This window comes from Chitinophaga sp. 10T418 (assembly GCF_056394125.1).
This window is the reverse complement of record NZ_JBFTHG010000019.1, coordinates 78,703-99,336: the sequence shown is the minus strand read 5'-3', so window position 1 is coordinate 99,336 and position 20,634 is coordinate 78,703. Positions and strand designations below refer to the sequence as shown.

Here is a 20,634-nt window from a genome sequence, read left to right as displayed (position 1 = left end):
TAATTGGGAGAATAATTTAAAGTGCGGCAGTCTCCGCCCCTTCCAATATAGATTTCAACCGGGGAGCAAATCCCAATCCCCACTTGTCAACGGCAGCAATGAGCGGTAACAGTGTCTTGCCTGATTCCGTGAGATAATACTCTACTCTTAAAGGGACTTCTGCATAGATTGTTTTTCCCAACACACCATGCTGTTCCAGTTCTCTCAGGTCCTTCTGCATAACCCGCTTGGTAATACCATTAATAGAATGTACCAGGTCTCTGGGGCGCTTTATTCCTTTCGAAATTTCATCCAGTAAACAAAACTTCCATTTAGAACCTACCACTTCCATCGCAATGCTGAGACCACATTCATAATCAATGGGAATTTTTCTTTGATACATCTGCTTAAATATGCTTTTTTAGACTTACAAAATTAATCAACTGACCGCTTACATGCATGGTGATAAATTAATCACCGACTGATTAATTACCCCCCTATTGGCCAATGATCATACGAACGCCATATTTGCTAAAATAACAAATAATAATTCATAAAAAGAGATGAAGAAGACATTGGTGATTATCACTCATTCGAGCCTGACAACCTCCACCATTAATAAACGGTGGGTGGAAGAATTAAAAAAACATCCGGATGAATATCTCATACACGATCTGCATAGCATGTACCCGGATGAAAAAATTGATGTAAAGAAAGAACAACAACTATTAGCAGCTCACGATAAAATTATATTCCAGTTTCCTTTTTATTGGTTCAACTGTCCTCCATTTTTTAAAAAATGGCTGGATGAAGTATTAACAGAGGGATGGGCATATGGGTCTGGCAGCGGGTATCAACTGGCGGGAAAGAAAATTGCACTGGGCATTACAGCCGGTATTAATAAAGAAGATTACACGGCCTCCGGAAGGTATAAATACACACTGCAACAACTGACAGCTCCGTTTGAGATAACGTTTGAATACATAAAAGCTGATTACAAATCGTTCTTCGCCTTTTATGGAGTAGAGCATCGTCCTACCACCGCGCAAATAGAACAAAGCGCCGGCGATTATATCTCTTTTATAAGAGATTTGTGACACTATGTTTCCCTTAAAATAAAAAGCGTGATACCTTTCTTTCGAATGGTATCACGCTTAGCGGGAAGCTTAGTTAAACTTTCAGAAATACTTTCTTCTTATACATAAAATATAAGAACAACCACTTCACAAATACGAGGGTGATCGCCAGCGCTACGGCGCCAAATGGTTCACCGATCAGCTGCCCAAGCCATTTAAAGAAGGCGTTATTGGTATAACTCCAGTCTATAAAGTGAGCAGAAATATAGATGAGGATAGAGTTCATTCCGATCACCCGGAAAAAGAACGCCCATTTTTTGTACCCTGCAATATCAATAACATAGTAAAAAAGCGCGAGCAACAATAGGCTGATACCGCCTACTTGCAGGACAAATGAGCTGCTCCATAAATTTTTATTGATGGGAAAGTCCAGGTTCCATATCTGCGCCAGCACTAAAAAAACCACGCCGGTAGCAGCCATCACACCTACCTTTTTTACTGGTAACATAGGACTGTTCCGTAATAAATTACCGGTAATAATTCCCAACATAGCAGTGCTGATAGCTGGAAACGTAGAAGCAAATCCTTCCGGGTCATGGATCCCCAGGTACAATTTGCCCGGAACAATTAAGCGATCCAGGTAAGATGCGAAATTTCCCTGCATAGTAAGATCGCCGGGGGCAAATCCAGGTGCGGCCGTAAACTTTAACAGCAACCAGTAAGCCACAATGATCCCCACAAACCAGATCATTTGCGCCCGCTCTTTGGTATACAGGTAAATGATATTGGCAAACATATAAGCCAGACCAATCCGTCCCAATACGCTACAGAAGCGTATCTCCGAAATGGGATGCAGCTGCAGACCGTTATTATAAATAACCCCCAGTAATACCAGGATCAATCCCCTTTTTATAACACGTAATAAGAGCTGGGTACGGCTTTTTCCCTTCTCCAGCTCGCGCCCTACGGAATAAGGCGTTGAAACCCCAGCCATAAAAAGGAAAAGAGGGAAAATGAGATCATAAAAGTGAAACCCATTCCAATCAGGATGCTCCAGCTGTTCAGCTATCGCGCCCCAGAATGGTGAACCTGTTGCTTTGGCTATCTCGTGGAAAATTGAGCCTCCACCCATAATCCAGAACATATCAAATCCCCTGAGGGCATCTAATGAGTAAAGCCGGCCTTTCTTTTCACCTTCGCCGGCTATGGCTGATACTTCTCCAGCCTGCGCCGGAAATGCTGTTATTGTACTCATGAATGATTCATTATTGAAGAGATCAAACGATTATTTTTATAAACTCAAATGATTTTGGCCGCATGCGGTTTACAAACTAACAAAAATGAAATTAAATTTTTTTAAAAATTAATCGGGAGCAGGCAATATCAGGTTATTTCTGCATACCCAAAATTAAAAACAACTGATTATCAACAGCTTAATAATTTAGCACCCAACTTTTGTAATTATATTGAACCTTAGTACTTTTGGTGATAACTGGTACAAAATGTACCCTTCGGCCGATATCTGAAAAACCTGGCCGCGAATACAACCGCTAACCCATCTAATAAACAAACCATATGCAGATTCCAACAACAGACCTTTGTGATGAATTCAGCGAAGAAATTAAAGTAGCCTTACCTATCGGATTCAAAGATTTTGGTGGAATAAAATCCTTTCACGGACAAATCGTGACCCTGAAATGCTTTGAAAACAATCCCCTGGTCAGACAAACATTAGAAACAAACGGCACTAACAAAGTATTGGTAGTAGATGGTGGCGGCTCAAAAAATTGCGCTCTAATGGGCGATAATATCGCTGAACTGGCCATTAAGAATAACTGGAACGGCGTTATTATTTATGGCTGCATCAGAGATAGCGTGGCCATTTCTAAATTACCTATCGGGCTAAAAGCGCTGGACGTAATTCCCCTAAAAAGCGGAAAGAAAAATGAAGGAGATACCGGCATCACTATTCATTTTGCCAATATTGACTTTATCCCAAATCATTTTATTTATTGTGATGAAGACGGAATCATTGTTGCTGAAAATGATTTGCTGAATGCCCGGAAGTCCTGATTCGCAATAGCTGTTTTAAAATTAAGTCCAATATACAGGATCAAAAAATTCTTACCGGGAAATTAAATTATTCCTTATTTTTAGATAGAACAATGAATTGACTGCAGGAGCTGGCGCTATATCTTTATTGACCCGGGTGGAATACCAGCTTCCCATAATCTGTCACTTCCTCTCTCCCAGACATGTAAAAAATCCAGTAGCACTTAAATTAACATACTATTGAAAAAACCGTAATTCTTCATCCTAAACAGTAAACAATGACCAAAATCTCCCATCTCGTGGTGGCTGTCATAGCCCTTACATTGGCAATGATCAGCTGTAAAAAGCAGCCTGAATCTGCCAATCTTCAGAAAATTGATACGAAAAAGCCATTGGCAACCGTCAATGGCATCGCAAATGGAACGTATATGCTGAACGTCGTATATTTTGTTCCATCAGATCTTGATACCGTGCCAGGCTACCGGGCAAGGTTAAACGGCGTATTCCAGTATATGCAGAATTTCACCTCCAAATGGATGAACCAATGGGGATACACCGGCAAAACAATGGGACTGCAAACAGATTCCAGCGGCCAATTGAAAATATCACTGATACGCGGACAACAGGGTAAAAGCAGCTATCCATATGACGGCGGCTCAGGTGCTGTCATGACCGAAGTAAATGCTTACTTCGCGGCGCATCCCACCGAGAAAAAAAGCGATCATATCATAGTTGTCATCCCCACTTATTCCTACGGCGCCAATGGAGATCCCAGTGGCGGACCATTCTATGGAATCGGTCGCTGGTGCTTTGCGTTGGATTATACCGGTCTGGATACAATCAATCTTGGTAAACCCGATGATAAATTTTCTACCAAATGGATTGGGGGTATGGCGCATGAAATGGGACACGGCATTAACCTCCCACATAACGGAGGCGCCCAGTCCCAAAACATCCTATATGGCACCACATTAATGGGTTCTGGCAATTATACATTCGGGAAAGCACCTACCTATTTTTCACCGGCTGATGCGGCGATACTGGCAAATGGCCAGGTATTCAGTACTGTTACCAGAACTGACTGGTACACTGATCCCGGATGCCAGGTGAAACAAGTGTATGCACAGTATAATAGTGCCTCCGCAAGCATCATCGTTTCAGGCAAGTTTTCAGCCACTAAAGCAGTAAAGGATATCGCTTATTACAACCGCAATACCGATAACGATAATGGTGGCTATACCTCCGTAACATTCGCCTCTAAGCCGATTGGAACCGACAGCTTCCGTATCGCTATGCCTGTCAGCGATTTCAGAGACAAGGGAAATACCAACTATGAATTTACTATCAGGCTATGCCACGAAAACGGTAGCATCAGCACTTATGTTGCTTCCTATAGTTTCGTGAACGACGTCCCCGTTATCACCTTCGGCGATAAGGCGGTATACGATAAAACCGGATGGTCAGTAGCTGCCTATAGCTCCCAGGAAACGGCCAGCGAAAACGGCGCCGCCGTGAACATCATTGACGGCTCCGGTAGTACTTACTGGCACTCCCGGTGGTCAACCAGTGCCACCAGCTATCCGCATTATATTACCATCGACATGGGTCAGGCGTTGGACGTGAACCGGTTTACGTTCAAACAACGGGACAGCAGAATGGTAAAGGTGGTGGAAATCTTAACCAGCAACAACAATACTACCTGGACTTCCCAGGGCGATTTCACGCTGGCGCAAAGCACCAATCCACAAAATATAATGCTTTCCTCCACAAAGAATTTCCGCTACTTTAAACTGAATATGAAAAGTTCTTATGACGGGGAACAGTTTGCCGCTATGTGTGAAGTGGGAACCTACAAAGACTAAGTTCACTGTAAAATAAAAATATAATCCGGGCAGGATTGCCCGGATTATATTTTATAGGTTGTTAACACAACATACCCCACACTTTCTAAGAAATATAAACTGTTTTTTTGCCAGAAAGCTGTCTGTCTTTTTCCATTTTTCATAGTCCTCCTGTACTACCGTCTGTAGCCCGGCAGCCCACTCCTGATTGTTAAAGTTACATTCTCCGATAAAGCTGCCATTCGGCTGTCTGCTCAAATAGATCTTAATCCAATAATAGTTTTCAAATGTATACTCCTCCTGACAGGCAAATTGGCTAAAAAGATCCTTTATCAGCGGAAACACAATGTTGACAAGCCCTTCATGCGTTAATGAATCATCTTCTTTAAATGCCCCCTGTACCTGCAAAGCACTGTATACCAAATGAAATTTATTACCCGGGATATCGTTTAGATCGAAGGACGGTTCATAACATCCAAAAAAGGAGCGGAAAAACCCATCTAAAAAACCCTCATTAAATGATGCTGCGCCATCCAACATCGCTGCGAAAGGATCGACACCAATAGCCGCTAATTCGTCATAAAATACTTCTACCCCATCAATCCTGATAAGAAATCCCAAGCAATAAACAATCACTTCCGGATGTTGTTGCTGGTTGACGATATGGCAATGTATTTCAATATTGAATCGTTTTATATAAACAATCCCCTTCTCTGCTGCTATCCGCGCTCCCTTAAACAGCTCCTCTCTATCTGTAGCTATCACTCCTGCCAATTGCTCTGCTAACAGCTCAAATAATTCTTTTCCTTTTTCCGTCCCCTCGCTTGCTATCCCCGAAGACGCCTTCTTCTTAAACCAATTAAACATATACTAAACGCTTTCCGGGAAAATTTATACCCTGTTATTAATATTAAAAAATGAACGTCTTCTTAACAACCGCTATTTTGTTATAAACCATTTGGGTTTCTTTTCCAGGCATTGATTTAACAAAGTGCTTTTTAAATACGCTAAATATCCTAATAATAGCGAGTCATCTGGTCTGGTGTTGTTAAATCTTACCCTTGAATTAAAAGCCAAAACATCATCAGAGCCATCAAACGCATGTTCGTAATTATGCCCTGGTTCCGTCATCAGCAAGCTATCGGCAGCATGGGTGATGCTCTTCCATTGAATCGTATCGAGCTTAAAGCTATAACCCTCAAAAAACTGTGGCCCATCTTCTTCCTGATCGACCAGGAAATATCCCCTTACTACCTGATACACTATCCCCCGTATCTCATTCCTTCCTTTCTTAAAATGAATCAATAGAGAAGTATCGAATCGCTCACTATGACAGAAAAATAACTCATTACTGTCAGTAACATTTATCCTATAGGGTAAAGAAAAATATTTTGTTTTTTCGCTCAAATAGTCCGAGATAGAATCGATTGTAGTTTTAGCTTTTACAATTTGTTGCTGCTGGCAGGAAGCCATAAAAAAAACAAATATCAATAGGGATAAAATTCTCATGATTCATTTTTTACGCCCTCAATAAAAGTAATAAGTTCGGGATATCCAAGAAAATGGAAGTTTGAATTATCAGGTAGGAAAACCTGCAATGGGCAGCGCCACCTGGCAATACCCTGGCAACCAACCTTCCCATTGACGAAAAAGGTCATCAACCTTCCTTGTGCATACAGGAAAAAAAAGTACTTTAGCAATAATGGACACCAATTACTATATAAATAAATTTGAGAAAAGTCTTACCCGCCTCGACAAACAGCTTTTCATCAAAAAAAAACTGGAATATAAAGTTGGTATTTGGTTAAACTCAGTCGTATTGAAAATCCAGAAAAAATCCTGGCGCAATACGTCTCCAACAGCAAAGCCATTCGAAGAATCCATATTCTTTTCTGTTTGGCTAAACGAGGATACCATTCGGCAGGGTAAACTATATTATAACATCCATGCTTTACAATTAAGGCAACTGGCGGGATACGCAATTAAAAGCCGTGATTTTGCGGATGCCTTCCGGTTAAGATTCAAAAACTTTGAGCAAAAATGGCCAAATGTCAGGGTGGACTTTGGTCCTTTAACACTGATGGAGGGTTGGGTTGCCATTGATGAAGAAAACCTGGATAGTATCATATCAGACCTTGCTCACCACTTTCTAGACCTTGAATTTATCATAGACGATCTGCTGGCAGAAAGAAAAAAGACCTCACTTTAATAAATCTCAAGAATAACTATTTCCATTTTATTGAAAAGGAAACTATCTCCTGATTTTTTATACAATAGTACTTGTGCCAGTGGTGTATAGGGAGATAGAAAAAAAATCAGTTGCTCCCCTATCAACTGTTTGCCCAAACCTGCTGCAATAAAAAAGGATTGTTCTTTACATCGCACAAAGGCACCTGTTTGAGCAGTCGTATAAATGACGTCTGTATTTACTTCCTGTAACCTCGCCAGCTCTTTTAGATTTTCTGCCTGTTGCCGTGCGTACATATTTTTTTCGAGATGCCCCATTGCTCTTCCTGTTTCGTATTTATCACCAGCCGAACTTTTACCTTCACTATTAGCTGCCTCCTGTGCGTTATCAATAGCCGATTGGGCCATCGCAATGCGTTCCGTTATTAATAGGTGGCCTGCCTGTTTTAAACTGGTTTTAAAAGCGATCATTTCCTGCCTCGTCATAAATTATCGATTGAATCGCGGGCAAAGTAACTATTTTTTTTGTGGCACAAATATCCGGCTAGATAAACATTCCCTTATTGCTCTTCAATAGGATTCAAAAGCTTCCTTATATTTACCCGTAAATATCACGGTGTAAATTCTAAAAAACATACTACATGGCTTCAATGACGGGCGAATGGCAGGGATACTACATCTATGGTCCGGAATACGGTGAAAAATTATCCGGAGAAAAAGTGGAATTCAGGTTGTCACTGTTAGATACCGGAGACAATGAATTTGAAGGAAAATGTCTCGATTTGAATAGTAGTATAAGTACAAACAATCCGGCGTTCATTAAAGGATTTATGGAAGATGACTTTATTAGCTTTACAAAAGAGTATAAAACTTTCTATTCGATTGATAAAGACAATAAAGTAACTCCTTATTCACCCATGGAAAAGCCCCAATTGAATTACGATGGCTACTATAACCCGGAAAGCAAAAGCTTTTCAGGCAATTGGGAATTTACCGGAAGGGAAGATATTTATGGAGACGGTTACTATGTAGAACTTGCTACCGGCACATGGGAAATGAAGAGGGTATAAAGTTTAAAACACACTTCCAATACTCCCCGACGTACCTCCAACTGTCCGTTTCCGGACGCCCAACGCCCGCACATGAACAGTTAGAGAAAAAAGTCATACATAAGTGATATAAGTTGCATATCGCTCTGATATGGCAACCTTCTTGCGGAAGTGCTTGTATAATATCAAAAACATGAGTCACATTGTCATTCCGATTCCTCCACTCCCGGGTAAGCAGGAAATAGAAGTGGAAGTAACCATCAACAACCAGAAGCAACAGCTGCACTATCGGGTAGAGTTGTTTTATTGGGACGATTGCTCCAATCCCATGGGACACCGGGCAGATTGTATCAGTGAAATGCTCTCACATCACGATCCGGAGTGGATGGTATATTATATCGGCGCACCTACAGACAAGTTTGTGCCAATCACATTTGTGAGTAAAGAGAGCAGGAAGTTATTACATCCCGCTAAAGTATAAGAGGAACGCATTCCGAAGGAAGTCCTATCAATCTGGCCGGCTGCAACTACAACAGTCGCTCCAGAACACCTTTGCGCTTAACGATGTTTTTATAGTCCCATTGAATCTTTGCGGACTTCTCCAGCCAGCGTTTCAACAAATCTGTGTCTACCTGCTTTACATCCGTGTAGCGGGCCTCCGCTGCCTTGAAGGTGCCTTCCGGCTGCAAACCCTCTTCCTCAAACGACTGCCCACTCCAAAATAACAAGCGCACGGAGTCTTTCAATTTACTATAGCCAACAATAGGATTACCATTCAGAAACCATACCGGATGCCGGTGCCAGATCTTGTTTTCTGCGCCCGCCAGGTGTTGATCAATTTCTTTCGCCAACTTTTGGCAAATGGCCTTATCCGCAGCAGACATAGTATCGTTATATGCCTTTACTTCTTCGTTCATATTGCCCGTTTTTAAATAAAAAAAGATAGGATCAGAATGAAAATATCACAAATAAATTATTCAGCAAAATATCAGCTACATTGATATCTTGTTCCTCGATAATCTACTCCCCACCTGTTGATAGCTAACCGTGTCTGTTAATGACCTGATAAACGCTATCAGCGCCTTCTTTTCAACGGCAGTCAGCTGTAACTTCCCCCGCGGCAATGTTTGATGCGCCGGCCCTATGCCCAGTCCCGCACCGCCCCCTTTATCGTAAAAGTCGATGACCTGTTCGAGGTTACTGAACACACCGTTATGCATATACGGAGCAGTCAACTCGCTATTCCTGACGGTAGGCGTTTTGAAGGCGTACCTGAAAATAGAGATCGGGTATAACAGGTATTTACCAGGATCACTGTCCAGCCGGGCAGGGGTACGGTTATCTGCCGGCACACCTAATACTTCGGATTCAGGCTCTGCGAAATAAGGAGGCGCTACACCATTAAACAAAGGAGCAAAGTGACAGGTACCACACTTACCCTTTCCCATAAAGATGTTAAACCCTTTTTTTTCGGTGGCACTGAGCGAAGCAGGATCACCATTCATATATTGATCAAACCGCGATTGCAGACTGTTGAGTGAACGCAGATAAGACGCAATGGCGTTGGTGATCATTTCCACAGAAATGTTTGCGTCTCCAGGGAAAGCCATCGCAAAAAGTTTTCTATAGCTGCTATCCTTCCGGAAAATATCCGCCGCTTTAGAAAGAGAACCGCCCATTTCCACCTTGTTATGCACCACTTCGAATACCTGGCTTTCCAGAAAATTGGCGCGGGAGTCATAAAACAATTTTGATTGAAAGGCTACATTCATCAACGTAGGCGTATTACGGCTTACTGTGCTGTTGCCATCCAGTGAAGGACTTTTAGCGAGTCCATCTGTAAATGCTTTATCCGGCTGATGACAGGACGCGCAGGATCGTTGCAGGTTACCGGAGAGTCGTGGATCATAAAACAGTTGCTCTCCCAATATCTTTTTCTCCGCAGTAGGATCTGATTCATTGTTTGGTGAATAGCCATTTGGCTGGAAGTAGGTGGTTGCAAACAGATGAGGGGCACCGGGCAACAGGATCTTTCTTTCTGCCGGCAACTCCAACGACAAGGTATGCTGCCATTGAAGAATAGTAGTACTGATGGGGTTTGCATAAGCAGTGATAAAATGCAGGCGGTCAAAAGAGGAAAAGTCAGGATGCTGCGACAGGTATATTGCTGCTGCCATCAGGCGGCTCATCGTTTGTTGATATAAACTTTTATCTGCTAATACCGGCTGGTACAGGGCAAGTGCCTGTTGGAGGCCCTGCAGTGCTGCTGCTGCTTCCGACATAGACTTCAACGCCACGGGAGAGTCGTAACCACTGATGCCCAATGCAATGATCCGGTATATTTCAAACCGGATGGCCTCAAAAATGTAGGCATCCATAAATCCATAAGGGTCCGTTTGTTGCTGCAAACGAACAAACTGTAACCGCAGTTTCCTGGTAAGAGATAATGCTTCCCGCCAGTGAACCGGTTGCCCATCAGTAAATATTTTTTCTTCCAGTAACTGAAACCCTTGCGGAGCAATAACCGACAGGGAATTTTCACCATCAGCATATGGAAGCGCCGGGCCGTTAATGATCTTAGAAAGATGCGGATAATAATATTCTACCAGGTACTCCACTTTCTTGTACGCGATCCTGCTATCACAGAAATGCCGTTTTACCTGCGCAGGAGTTGTACGTTGCAACAATGATTTTTCCAGATGGGTCAACTGCCCGATGATAACGCCAAGGTCTTTCCTGAATGCTGTTTCCAGTGCAGTGCTTTGAGCGCTGTCCCTCACTCTTTTCCCCGGTGCAGTGAAAGAAAGCATCGGAAAAAGCAAAAATATTGCTATAATATTGGCTTTCATAGGGTTTGTTGTCTAAATAAAATAGTCTTAAAAGATAAGCAATTTTAATTTATATTTCATGTTATAACCAAAATCTGCCCCTACATGATTACCCATCGTTTAACCTTCTGTAAGCTGGTAGCAACCCTGCTTTTTATCGTCTGTACTTCATTTATTGCTCATGCACAAACCACGCTGTTGCCATTTGGCAGCACGTGGAAGTATCTTGACAAAGGCACTAACCAGGGCACTGCCTGGCGAGCAGCCACGTTTAATGACGCCACCTGGGCATCGGGCCCGGGAGAACTGGGATATGGTGATGGCGATGAAGCCACCGTTGTCAGCTATGGCAGCAGCTCCTCCAGCAAATACATCACCACCTATTTCCGTAAAGCAGTCAGCATCACTAACCTGAACAACTATACGGGATTTACGCTGGAATACCGGCGCGATGACGGCATCGTCATTTATGTGAACGGCACGGAAGTGAAAAGAAGCAATCTGCCTTCCGGCACTATCTCGTATACCACGCTCGCCACAGATGCCAGCGATGATGGTGGTACGGTGCAAACTGCTACTATTGCTACATCAGCCTTTGTAGAAGGCAGCAATACCATTGCAGTTGAAATCCATCAGACAAGTGCCAGCAGCAGCGACATTTCCTTCGACCTTCAGCTGAAAGGCACTACCAACAGCACCTTACCTTCTATTACCCGTGGCCCCTATCTGCAGATGGGTAATCAAACAGCGGTAAGTGTGCGCTGGCGTACCAGCATTGCGGCCACAGGAAAAGTAAAATACGGAACCACCTTCGGGGTGTATACCGACAGTGTGCAACATACCACCTCACTGACGGAGCATGAACTGAGAATTACTGGTCTGTTGGCCGATACAAAATATTACTATAGCGTAGGTACTACCACCGGCGTAATAGAAGCTACAGCGCTGAACTATTTTAATACGGCCCCCACTCCTTCCACTACCCGCAAGGTCCGCATTGCTGCCTATGGGGATTGCGGAAACAATTCATCCAATCAGGTCAATGTAAGGAACGCCTATCTGAATTATATGGGCAGCAACCCCACGGATGTATGGCTGCTGCTGGGAGATAACGCCTATGATGAAGGTACCGACGGAGAATATCAAACTAATTTCTTCAATATCTATAAAGATAATCTGCTAAAAAATATATACCTGTTCCCTACTCCAGGGAACCATGATTATGCCAACAACTCTTCCCGGCAGGATGATCATAACATCCCCTATCTGGCTAACTTCACCCTGCCTGCAAATGGTGAATGTGGTGGTGTAGCTTCCGGTAAAGAAGAATATTATTCATTTGACTATGGAGATATCCACTTTATCTGCCTGGATGCTTATGGGGAAGAAAGCAATAAACGTTTTTATGATACCTCAAGTGCGCAGATAACCTGGCTCAAAAATGACCTGGCTGCCAATGCACGTAAATGGACAATCGCCTACTGGCATCATCCACCCTATACAATGGGTAGCCATAACTCTGATACAGAAAGCGACCTTGTTGCCATCCGCCAGAAAGTAATCCGTATTCTGGAAAGGAATGGGGTAGATCTTATTTTGAATGGTCATAGCCATGACTATGAAAGATCTTACCTGATCAAGGGACATTATGGACTGGAAAATACCTTTTCCTTTACCACCAATGCAGTGAGTAACAGCAGCGCTAAATATGATGGTAGCGCCAATGCCTGCCCATATCTCACGCCTTCAGCCAAAACACTGCATGGTACCGTATATGTAGTGGCTGGTTCTGCTGGCCAGGTGGGCGGTACTTCTTCTTCTTTCCCACATGCTTCCTCTTATTATGCCAATGCAACTACCGGAGGATCGCTGTCGGTGGAGATTGAAGGCAATCGCCTGGATGCTAAATTTATTGCGGCAGATAATACGATCAAAGACAAGTTTACCATCCTGAAAGATGTGAACAAAAAAACGACCGTAAATACAACAGCAGGACAAAATGTAACGTTGACCGCCTCCTGGAAAGGCAACTACAAATGGAGCACCGGCGATACTACCCGCGCAATCACCCTCACCGCCGTTGCCGGCACCACCGTGTACACGGTATCGGATAATGCCACTGCCGGCTCACGGTGTATACAGGATACATTTAATGTAATCGCAGCAGGTGCATTACAGGCAGATAGTATCTCCCTGAAAACTAATACTACACCGGTATCGCAATTTAAATCAACCGTATATCCCAACCCTGTTTCAGGAGGAAAGTGCTATGTGGAAATAAGCAGCAAAAACAATAACCGGTTCCATTTACAGATCAACGATGTAAGTGGCCGGCCGGTATTACAGAAATGGCTGCAATCGCCAGCAGGACGCATCAAAGAAGAAGTATCATTACCGGCAGGTATGTATTTTATTGTGATCGCAGGTAGTAATGGTGAAACCAATACGCATAAGTTGATCGTACAGTAATTGATAACCTGGAATCAAAATAAAAGCAGGGCGCACTTACCAGGTGCGCCCTGCTTTATTTAAGGAGTTGACAAACCTGCCAATCATTTTTATTTCCACAAAATAGAAAAGCCGCGCAAATCATACGATTCACGCGGCCTTATTACATCTGCTACTCAATAGGTGATTTTCACGAGACGATTATTTTGTTTAAGATCCAGCTTATTGAAATTTCCTGTCAGTATAGTGGAATGACCATCCTCTGCGTTAACACCGTCCATTACCGGTATCGTGAAAAATGGCTGTGTAAAGCCAAATCCGCCTATGTTATTATACTTCGTACTGAGTTTCCCTGTAGGCTCCAGTATCGCACAACCATACCTTTTAATACCGTTGTACAACTGGAAATCACCGGTTACCAGTATCTGACCATTGCCCAGCTCCATCGATCTGTAGATGTATCCGTCAGCGCCAGTTCCCGTCCCTGTGTCAAAACCCGCATCCAGTGCCCCATCTGCATTAATGACGGCAATTCTGTTACGGGGCTGACCATTATACTTAACAAATCTGCCGGTAATCAGGAGTTTACCATTACGCATAGGTGATACATAGTTGATCACGCCATCAGGCCCATTGCCTGTTTGAAAAGAAGGATCCACTGTGCCATCTGTGTTCACACGGAATAAATTGTTTACCGCCGCAGCATCACTCTTTGTGAAACTGCCACATACTATCAGTTTATCATCTGACTGCAGATAAGTATTACTGATATACCCGTTCATCAGTTCCTTTCCCCGGTGCGCTACCAGGTCGTAGTTGTAAGTAGAATCAAAAGATCCGTCTGCATGCAGTCTTACCACTCCTGAAACCCGCACAGAATCAGTAATCACGGTATCCTTTCCTGCGGGATAATACTGCTTGCTCAGGTAATATTTAAATCCGCCGATTACAATCACATCGCCATTGGATTGCACACGTAACTGGGATACTGCACCATCGAAGGCTGCTTTAAAAGACGGCACCGTATCTGTCACCGCCTCGCCGTCTTTATTGATATGATTAACCGTGCGTGATACCAAAGCTCCTTTTGAGGTGAGCAACGCCAGGTTGCTTACTACGCCCGCCGTATATCCGCTGACGTTAAAATAACCACATATGATCAATTGCCCGTTCTTCATAAGCTGTACATCATTAACACCACCTTTGATGCGACCTTCTGTTTTAAAGGATTTATCCTGAGTACCATCGGCTAAAATAGCTACAATACCATTGTTGCCGGCCCGCGGACCACCATTATTGTAATCTGTAAAAGCACCTGCTACAATATAAGTACCATCGGGTAAGCCCAGTATCCGATATACACCATCATTGGCGCCTACAAAAGAGGCAAAGGTATTATCCACCTGCATCAGTCCATTAACCGTAAACAATGGCCCGGGAAACACCTGTCCACCTACATTCATAGTAACCATACCACTACTCGCCAGCTCCGGTACCTGCACCTGCAAGGTTGTATCTGAAATGGCTTTTATAATAGCAGGTTGCCCGTTGAACTTCATTACAATACTATCTTTGTACTTCAGGAAACCGCTACCGGTGAAACGGATCACATCTCCATAACTTCCTGCTGCCGGCGATGCTGTGGCGGTGTTCAACTTTACCTTCAACTGTTCTTTGGCATCTCCGTACGGATCTTTACCTACGTAGGTATCTTTCTTACAGGCGCCTGCTCCCACTAAAAAAAAGACAAGCAGCACTATTAAAATATGATTATTCATGCGCGTAAATTTGAAGTAAACAATTAATGCCCGCCGGATTGTTGCCAGTAATCCAGTACTGCCTGCACAAATTCCATAGGATTAAAACCGAAACTATGATCATCATCCAATACGTGAACAATTTCATTTTTGCACTGCAGATCTGATGTCGCCACCAGGTTGGTAATATTCACCGGGCTGGCCAGGTCTCCTATGGCAGTGATCACTACCGTGCGGGGGCCAACATCCTTCGTATTATTGTAGTCACTGAATTGAACACCCAGGTTCATGATATAGCCGTTATATGATTCCATATTCTGCCCGGGAAACACCGGCAACTGCAGTTTATCACGTCGTGCAATATCTTTCAGCATATATCTGCCTTTGAAAATATAACGCGAGAGAAAGCGCTTCCAGATTTCACCAGGGATCTCCCGGATATAGATAGAATCCATATTCTCGATATAACGTATCGTGTTCAGCGCATCCATCGCCTTTTTAATGGCATGGTTGTTAGGTGCAAAGAAAGTAACACTTTCGTTTTGCAGCACATCATGTAACCCGGCGCTGTCAATAATATTGGTGAGCGTATCAAAAAAGAAAGGTCGTGCTTTCAGAAAATCGTACGCACCAATATCGTATACTCCTATCTGCTTACCGCTATCTTTATAATAATCATCTTTCTTACAGGATAGGGCTAATACCATCATTGCCACTATCAGTAAAGGGAATAAACGTGTTCCTGTTTTCATATCACAACATTTATTTTTATTTGACCCAATATTTATTCAATACGATATTGGGATTATTAACTTGTGCAGCCGATGAAATAGGCCATGTCCATGCGCCCTGTTTGAACTGATCAGTGGTAAGATAATTTTTGCATTGCGCCGGATCTGTCACCCTTCCGGTGCGCACGAGGTCATACCATCTTACACCTTCTCCTATCAGCTCCTTTTGTTCTTCCAGGAAAACAGCATCTTTCAGATTGCCCTCAGCAGGGGTATACAGCAAAGCGCCGGCTCTGTTGCGCACCATATTCATCAGTGCCACTGCCTCATCATTCCTGTTCAGATTAGCCAATGCTTCCGCTCCCAGCAAAAGAACACCGGAATAACGGAAGATGATCATGTCATCATCAAAGTAGAATGTCTGCGGATTGGTGACATTGGAGTATTTAAGAAACATCGATGTAGTGTTATTCACGTATGGCAGATAAAACCACAAATCCCGGCGCTTATCCGGATTAGCCGGAGGATACAGGCGGGTAAGATAATTGGCTTCATAATAGCAATCACTATTGGAACCATACACTACAATCGGGTCGTGGGTAGTCCACTGCCCGAGAGATACATACTTTGTTTCTGTGCCGTAATTTTTATTTACAGAAAATTCAAAGATGCTTTCCCGGGTACGACCTTTAAAGACTTTCTTGAAGTCTTCAATAGGCAATAACTGGAACACCCCGCTGTTCTTCACCGCTAACACGGCATCTGCGGCCTGTTTCCAGTACTCATTGAGATTACTTTTGTCAAAGCCGGCCATCCACATGTAGCAGTTGGCAATCAGCGCATAGGCGGCACCGCGTGACGCGCGCACGCCCCAGTTAGTCGGATCATCATACTGCCAGGGCATATCGTCTTTTACCTCATTCATTTCCTTAATACAAAATTTCAGGACTTCGATGAAATTGGTACGCGGACGGGCGGTGGCATCATAAGGCAACGTATACAAGGGTACATCTCCGTAAATACGTGCGATATAGAAATAGGTAAATGCCCTCACAAAACGAACTTCAGCGAGATAACGTTTTCTGTCTGCGTCAGACAGGCTGGTTACCCCCGGAATCCGGTCTATGGCTATATTACAGGCCGCAATAGACTGATAAAAGGGATACCAGTCATCCAGCTGATATACTTTGTATCTTTCAGGATCTCTCAGTTCAGTCGTATTCATCAGGTCATTCCTGGCAACGGTTTTAAAGGAAGTCACCCAGTTACCATTAAATTCTCCCGCCCTGATATCTCCATTAATATTATGAAAAGGGCCATAAGTCAGCTTGTCGTAAATCAGGCCGTAAGTATCTGCTACAGCGGATTCTACATCCGCCTGTGTTTTCCAGAACGAATTCGCGCCAAGACGATCCACCGGTTCTACCTCCAGGAATTTTTTGCAGGAGCCTGCCAGTACACAGGTACCGGTCAGCAGTAAAGTCCATATCCACTTTTTGCTATGCATAACGGTCATCATTTAAAATTCAAGATTTAAACCAAGTGTATAAGAGGGTGATGTTGGATAGGAATCAAGACGGTCACGCCCCAGTGTTGTCACATTTTCCGGGTTAGGACCTGAATACCTGGACAGCATCAGCACATTGGCGCCGGTAAAATATATCCTGGCATTATTCAACTTTGCCTTTTTAATCAGGTCCTTGTTGAACGTGTACCCCAGCGTAACGCTATTAATTTTAAAGTAAGATCCATCTTCCTGGAACAGGCTCTGGGAAGGATTATAGTTATCCGTATTGCCGGTATAATTAAGCGGATTAGGATACTTTGCGCGATCGCCTGCCTGCTTCCAGTAATCATACTCGTTAACATCAGGCAACGTAAGCGGTCCGTTATTGGGTTTATTACCCAGCGGATAATATAAATTACCCAATCGTTCCGATAATGCGTTGTTCAGCAAGTCGCGGTGTAATGCAATAGTGCCACTCACAGCCAGGCTGAAATTCTTGTACGTCATCGTAGAATAAATCCCCCCGGTCAACCGTGTTTCGGGGTTTCCGGCGATCTGTAGATCTCTGTCATCAACAATAAAGTTGCCGTCTATATCCCGGTACCTGGTATCGCCGGCGTGGTAATAGCCCCCGCTGGCACTACGCATGCGCAAACCCGTAATCGGATCAATAGGTACATCATCATTGGTGCTGTATACCCCGTCGGTCATGAACAAAAAGTTGCTAAGGGTATTTCTGCCCACTTTATTAATAACAGGTCCGTTGTCAGAAGAATAAATGACCTGTCTGGCGCCTCCTGGTAATTCCAGCAGGATGTCTTTGGAAACAGCCCAATTGATATTAAGATTCCAGAAAAACTTCGATGACGCAGGCAATGGACGGATGGCGATCGTAACTTCATACCCTTTGTTCATCATAGACGACTCATTCGTAATCGTTTTGGTAAAACCTGTAGAAGTAGAAAGGTTCCTGTCGTAAAGCATATTGGAAATCACCTTTTGATATGCTTCTACAGTAAGTGCAAAACGTCCCTGAAATAAACTGAGATCTATTCCCAGGTTATATTGTTCCACCCTTTCCGGCTTCAGGTAAGGATTGGGCATGATACCCAATTTGGGCGTAATACGGGAAACATTATTGTAATTGCCGTTCACGAGATAAGAACCCAGGGAAGCAAATACATTGGTAGAAGGACGCAGGTTAATGCCATAAGTAGCACGCAGATCGCCAAAATCCAACCAACTAATCCCTTTCATGAATTCTTCTTTATCAAAATTCCATTTCAAACCAACCGACGGACTTTTTGCCCAGCGGTCTTTTACCCCCGCGTAGGAATTACCATCTGCCCGGTAGTTAAAATTGACAACATATTTCTTGCTGAAATCATAAGTCAGGTTACCCGCCAGACCTACCGAATGCGTTTCCAGGTATCCTCCATTCACTTCTATCCCTGAGTAGCCACCGTAGTAGGAAGAAAAGCCTAACGGTCCGTGATACACGTCATTGGGGCCGTTATTCAGATTGATTTCCCTGGCCTGCGTTTGGTTGACAATCATTTCGGAGAAAACGGACGCATACAGTGTATGCTTCTCCTTAAATGTATTTGAATACGTAAGGGAACTGCGGTCATATAAATTTGCCGTGCGACCACTATAGCCATAAACAGCGCTTTGATCGCCATTTGCCAGCGCAGGGATAAAGTTATCCTCCGTATCATCTGTATAGTCGTAACTGATATTATTGCCTATGCGTATATGCGGCAGAAATTCATAGGAGCCATCTATATAAGTACGGAAATTATATGTTTTAGAATCACTCTTGCGGTTAATCGCTCCTGTAAAACGCGACACATTCAAAAAATAAGAAGGTCCCGGCAGCAGGGAAGAAGCCACTCCTGTACCCGCGCCCACATCTGTTAACCCATTACCGCTACCTTTCAGCTTTTTACCAAGACCCGCTGTCACCGATCCTGAAATCTTAAATTTCTGGCTGGGATTATAATCAAGATTCATAGTGGCCGCATAACGGTCAAACCCGGTATTCTTTATCACACCACGCTCGCGGTAGTAGTTCAGGTTGGTTTTATAACTTAATACCTGTGTACCTCCACTTACAGAAAGATTATGTGTCTGATTAAAAGTAGGCTTATAGTATAACGCCTGCCAGTTGGTAGAGTTGTTGAAAAAAGGATTCAGGCTGTCCGATAAAAAAGCTGTTTTAGAAATCTTGTAAATCTCATCGCGGCTGTAAGTAGACAGGATTTCGTTCACCAGGAAATCACGTTCAGACATACCGCCGATGGTTTTACGTAAAGGCGGAGTCGTATTCATAAAAAAGCTGCTGAACAATCTGACAATCGGCACGGCAGATTTACCACGCTTAGTGGTAATTACAATAACCCCGTTCGCCCCACGTGAACCATAAAGGGCTGCTGCATCCGCATCTTTCATCACATCTATGGTGGCTACATCTTCCGGAGGGATCATCGATAGCGGGCTGGTACCAGGCCCTTTGGATTGAAAGCCATATTCATAACCGGCATTGGCATCTACAGGCACCCCATCTATTACATATAGCGGAGAAGCTGGCGTAACATAGGCATTGTTGCCGGAACCCGAAACAGCAATCTGGGATAATCCGCGCAAAACAGTGCTACCTCTGAATCCTGGCGAGCCGGTATTGTTCTGGATATTTAACCCAGCCACCTTACCCTGCAATAATTGCTCTATATTGGATACCGGTACATCTTTAATTTCATCGGCAGTAATACGTGTAACCGATCCCGTTATTACTTCCTTTGTTTTACGCTGATAACCTACTACTACTGCCTCTTTCAGGCTTTTGGAAGAAGGCACCATCGTCACCATCAGGCGTACCTTTCCTTTTACCGGTACCTGTCTGGATTCATATCCCACATACGTAAACTCCAGGATATCTGTCGCCAGCACGCTCACGGAAAATTCTCCGCTGGCATTTGTAATACCTATACCCTGTTTATGTGTAGCATCTTTTTTCAGCATCACCGTAACTCCCGGCATAGGCGTATTGTCATCAGTCAATACCTTACCGGTTACTTTTATTGACTGAGCATACAGTACTCCCGGCAGCATCAGTAACACCGCCATGAATAGCCACCTGCGTATAGTAAATTTGAGTAGCATATGGAATAATTGGATAA

At 43.5% G+C, this 20,634-nt stretch carries 18 protein-coding genes; 7 read left to right on the top strand and 11 right to left on the bottom strand.

Features of this window, described 5'->3' with window-relative positions:
* Positions 1–16: 16 nt before the first annotated feature.
* Positions 17–382, bottom strand: coding sequence for a winged helix-turn-helix transcriptional regulator (locus AC1DCV_RS33580; protein WP_477027275.1), 366 nt, complete (start codon positions 380–382; stop codon positions 17–19).
* 160 nt (positions 383–542) lie between these two features.
* Between AC1DCV_RS33580 and AC1DCV_RS33575 the strand changes: the two genes are divergently transcribed.
* Positions 543–1,076, top strand: coding sequence for an NAD(P)H-dependent oxidoreductase (locus AC1DCV_RS33575; protein ID WP_477027274.1), 534 nt, complete (start codon positions 543–545; stop codon positions 1,074–1,076).
* A 73-nt stretch (positions 1,077–1,149) separates the two neighbouring features.
* On the opposite strand, the gene AC1DCV_RS33570 is transcribed toward AC1DCV_RS33575, so the two are convergent.
* The gene (locus tag AC1DCV_RS33570; RefSeq protein WP_477027273.1) at positions 1,150–2,310 is read right to left on the bottom strand and encodes an acyltransferase family protein; all 1,161 of its coding nucleotides are present in this window, start codon (positions 2,308–2,310) and stop codon (positions 1,150–1,152) included.
* A 320-nt stretch (positions 2,311–2,630) separates the two neighbouring features.
* On the opposite strand from AC1DCV_RS33570, the gene rraA reads away from it, so the two are divergent.
* Together rraA and AC1DCV_RS33560 are read left to right on the top strand one after the other, a co-directional pair.
* A complete protein-coding gene (gene rraA, locus AC1DCV_RS33565) occupies positions 2,631–3,128 on the top strand; it encodes a ribonuclease E activity regulator RraA (RefSeq protein WP_477027272.1) in 498 nt (165 codons plus the stop codon).
* Between the two features lie 257 nt (positions 3,129–3,385).
* Positions 3,386–4,969 (top strand): discoidin domain-containing protein, encoded by a 1,584-nt coding sequence (locus AC1DCV_RS33560; RefSeq protein ID WP_477027271.1) that lies wholly within the window; start codon positions 3,386–3,388, stop codon positions 4,967–4,969.
* A 51-nt stretch (positions 4,970–5,020) separates the two neighbouring features.
* On the opposite strand, the gene AC1DCV_RS33555 is transcribed toward AC1DCV_RS33560, so the two are convergent.
* Together AC1DCV_RS33555 and AC1DCV_RS33550 are read right to left on the bottom strand one after the other, a co-directional pair.
* A complete protein-coding gene (locus AC1DCV_RS33555) occupies positions 5,021–5,815 on the bottom strand; it encodes a DUF6348 family protein (RefSeq protein ID WP_477027270.1) in 795 nt (264 codons plus the stop codon).
* 72 nt (positions 5,816–5,887) lie between these two features.
* On the bottom strand, positions 5,888–6,457 hold the full coding sequence (locus AC1DCV_RS33550) for a hypothetical protein (protein WP_477027269.1): 570 nt from the start codon (positions 6,455–6,457) through the stop codon (positions 5,888–5,890).
* 193 nt (positions 6,458–6,650) lie between these two features.
* On the opposite strand from AC1DCV_RS33550, the gene AC1DCV_RS33545 reads away from it, so the two are divergent.
* The gene (locus AC1DCV_RS33545) at positions 6,651–7,157 is read left to right on the top strand and encodes a hypothetical protein (protein ID WP_477027268.1); all 507 of its coding nucleotides are present in this window, start codon (positions 6,651–6,653) and stop codon (positions 7,155–7,157) included.
* On the opposite strand, the gene AC1DCV_RS33540 is transcribed toward AC1DCV_RS33545, so the two are convergent.
* Positions 7,154–7,621 (bottom strand): hypothetical protein, encoded by a 468-nt coding sequence (locus AC1DCV_RS33540; RefSeq protein ID WP_477027267.1) that lies wholly within the window; start codon positions 7,619–7,621, stop codon positions 7,154–7,156. The genes AC1DCV_RS33545 and AC1DCV_RS33540 overlap by 4 nt on opposite strands.
* A 155-nt stretch (positions 7,622–7,776) precedes the next feature.
* Here AC1DCV_RS33540 and AC1DCV_RS33535 point away from each other — a divergent pair, with 155 nt between their 5' ends.
* Entirely contained in the window at positions 7,777–8,205 is a 429-nt protein-coding gene (locus AC1DCV_RS33535; protein WP_477027266.1) for a hypothetical protein, read from the top strand.
* A gap of 172 nt (positions 8,206–8,377) precedes the next feature.
* The gene (locus tag AC1DCV_RS33530; protein WP_477027265.1) at positions 8,378–8,665 is read left to right on the top strand and encodes a hypothetical protein; all 288 of its coding nucleotides are present in this window, start codon (positions 8,378–8,380) and stop codon (positions 8,663–8,665) included.
* A 46-nt stretch (positions 8,666–8,711) separates the two neighbouring features.
* Here the strand turns inward: AC1DCV_RS33530 and AC1DCV_RS33525 are convergent, their stop codons facing one another.
* Positions 8,712–9,101, bottom strand: a complete 390-nt coding sequence (locus AC1DCV_RS33525; protein ID WP_477027264.1) for a DUF1801 domain-containing protein — start codon at positions 9,099–9,101, stop codon at positions 8,712–8,714.
* 75 nt (positions 9,102–9,176) lie between these two features.
* The gene (locus tag AC1DCV_RS33520; RefSeq protein WP_477027263.1) at positions 9,177–11,033 is read right to left on the bottom strand and encodes a cytochrome-c peroxidase; all 1,857 of its coding nucleotides are present in this window, start codon (positions 11,031–11,033) and stop codon (positions 9,177–9,179) included.
* Positions 11,034–11,117: 84 nt separating this feature from the next.
* On the opposite strand from AC1DCV_RS33520, the gene AC1DCV_RS33515 reads away from it, so the two are divergent.
* Positions 11,118–13,481 carry a metallophosphoesterase gene (locus AC1DCV_RS33515; RefSeq protein WP_477027262.1) on the top strand — a complete coding sequence of 788 codons (2,364 nt, stop codon included), beginning with the start codon at positions 11,118–11,120 and terminating at the stop codon, positions 13,479–13,481.
* Between the two features lie 155 nt (positions 13,482–13,636).
* Here the strand turns inward: AC1DCV_RS33515 and AC1DCV_RS33510 are convergent, their stop codons facing one another.
* The 4 genes from AC1DCV_RS33510 to AC1DCV_RS33495 are packed head-to-tail and all read right to left on the bottom strand — an operon-like array spanning position 13,637 to position 20,617.
* A complete protein-coding gene (locus tag AC1DCV_RS33510) occupies positions 13,637–15,238 on the bottom strand; it encodes an IPT/TIG domain-containing protein (RefSeq protein WP_477027261.1) in 1,602 nt (533 codons plus the stop codon).
* A 23-nt stretch (positions 15,239–15,261) separates the two neighbouring features.
* Positions 15,262–15,969 carry a fasciclin domain-containing protein gene (locus AC1DCV_RS33505; protein WP_477027260.1) on the bottom strand — a complete coding sequence of 236 codons (708 nt, stop codon included), beginning with the start codon at positions 15,967–15,969 and terminating at the stop codon, positions 15,262–15,264.
* Between the two features lie 16 nt (positions 15,970–15,985).
* Entirely contained in the window at positions 15,986–17,455 is a 1,470-nt protein-coding gene (locus tag AC1DCV_RS33500; RefSeq protein WP_477027259.1) for a RagB/SusD family nutrient uptake outer membrane protein, read from the bottom strand.
* A gap of 12 nt (positions 17,456–17,467) precedes the next feature.
* The gene (locus AC1DCV_RS33495; protein WP_477027258.1) at positions 17,468–20,617 is read right to left on the bottom strand and encodes a SusC/RagA family TonB-linked outer membrane protein; all 3,150 of its coding nucleotides are present in this window, start codon (positions 20,615–20,617) and stop codon (positions 17,468–17,470) included.
* Positions 20,618–20,634: the final 17 nt, after the last annotated feature.

Coding starts and splice junctions, on each gene's coding strand:
- AC1DCV_RS33580 (WP_477027275.1), bottom strand. CDS start 382: ATGTATCAAAGAAAAATTCCCATTGATTATGAATGTGGTCTCAGCATT.
- AC1DCV_RS33575 (WP_477027274.1), top strand. CDS start 543: ATGAAGAAGACATTGGTGATTATCACTCATTCGAGCCTGACAACCTCC.
- AC1DCV_RS33570 (WP_477027273.1), bottom strand. CDS start 2,310: ATGAGTACAATAACAGCATTTCCGGCGCAGGCTGGAGAAGTATCAGCC.
- rraA (WP_477027272.1), top strand. CDS start 2,631: ATGCAGATTCCAACAACAGACCTTTGTGATGAATTCAGCGAAGAAATT.
- AC1DCV_RS33560 (WP_477027271.1), top strand. CDS start 3,386: ATGACCAAAATCTCCCATCTCGTGGTGGCTGTCATAGCCCTTACATTG.
- AC1DCV_RS33555 (WP_477027270.1), bottom strand. CDS start 5,815: ATGTTTAATTGGTTTAAGAAGAAGGCGTCTTCGGGGATAGCAAGCGAG.
- AC1DCV_RS33550 (WP_477027269.1), bottom strand. CDS start 6,457: ATGAGAATTTTATCCCTATTGATATTTGTTTTTTTTATGGCTTCCTGC.
- AC1DCV_RS33545 (WP_477027268.1), top strand. CDS start 6,651: ATGGACACCAATTACTATATAAATAAATTTGAGAAAAGTCTTACCCGC.
- AC1DCV_RS33540 (WP_477027267.1), bottom strand. CDS start 7,621: ATGACGAGGCAGGAAATGATCGCTTTTAAAACCAGTTTAAAACAGGCA.
- AC1DCV_RS33535 (WP_477027266.1), top strand. CDS start 7,777: ATGGCTTCAATGACGGGCGAATGGCAGGGATACTACATCTATGGTCCG.
- AC1DCV_RS33530 (WP_477027265.1), top strand. CDS start 8,378: ATGAGTCACATTGTCATTCCGATTCCTCCACTCCCGGGTAAGCAGGAA.
- AC1DCV_RS33525 (WP_477027264.1), bottom strand. CDS start 9,101: ATGAACGAAGAAGTAAAGGCATATAACGATACTATGTCTGCTGCGGAT.
- AC1DCV_RS33520 (WP_477027263.1), bottom strand. CDS start 11,033: ATGAAAGCCAATATTATAGCAATATTTTTGCTTTTTCCGATGCTTTCT.
- AC1DCV_RS33515 (WP_477027262.1), top strand. CDS start 11,118: ATGATTACCCATCGTTTAACCTTCTGTAAGCTGGTAGCAACCCTGCTT.
- AC1DCV_RS33510 (WP_477027261.1), bottom strand. CDS start 15,238: ATGAATAATCATATTTTAATAGTGCTGCTTGTCTTTTTTTTAGTGGGA.
- AC1DCV_RS33505 (WP_477027260.1), bottom strand. CDS start 15,969: ATGAAAACAGGAACACGTTTATTCCCTTTACTGATAGTGGCAATGATG.
- AC1DCV_RS33500 (WP_477027259.1), bottom strand. CDS start 17,455: ATGCATAGCAAAAAGTGGATATGGACTTTACTGCTGACCGGTACCTGT.
- AC1DCV_RS33495 (WP_477027258.1), bottom strand. CDS start 20,617: ATGCTACTCAAATTTACTATACGCAGGTGGCTATTCATGGCGGTGTTA.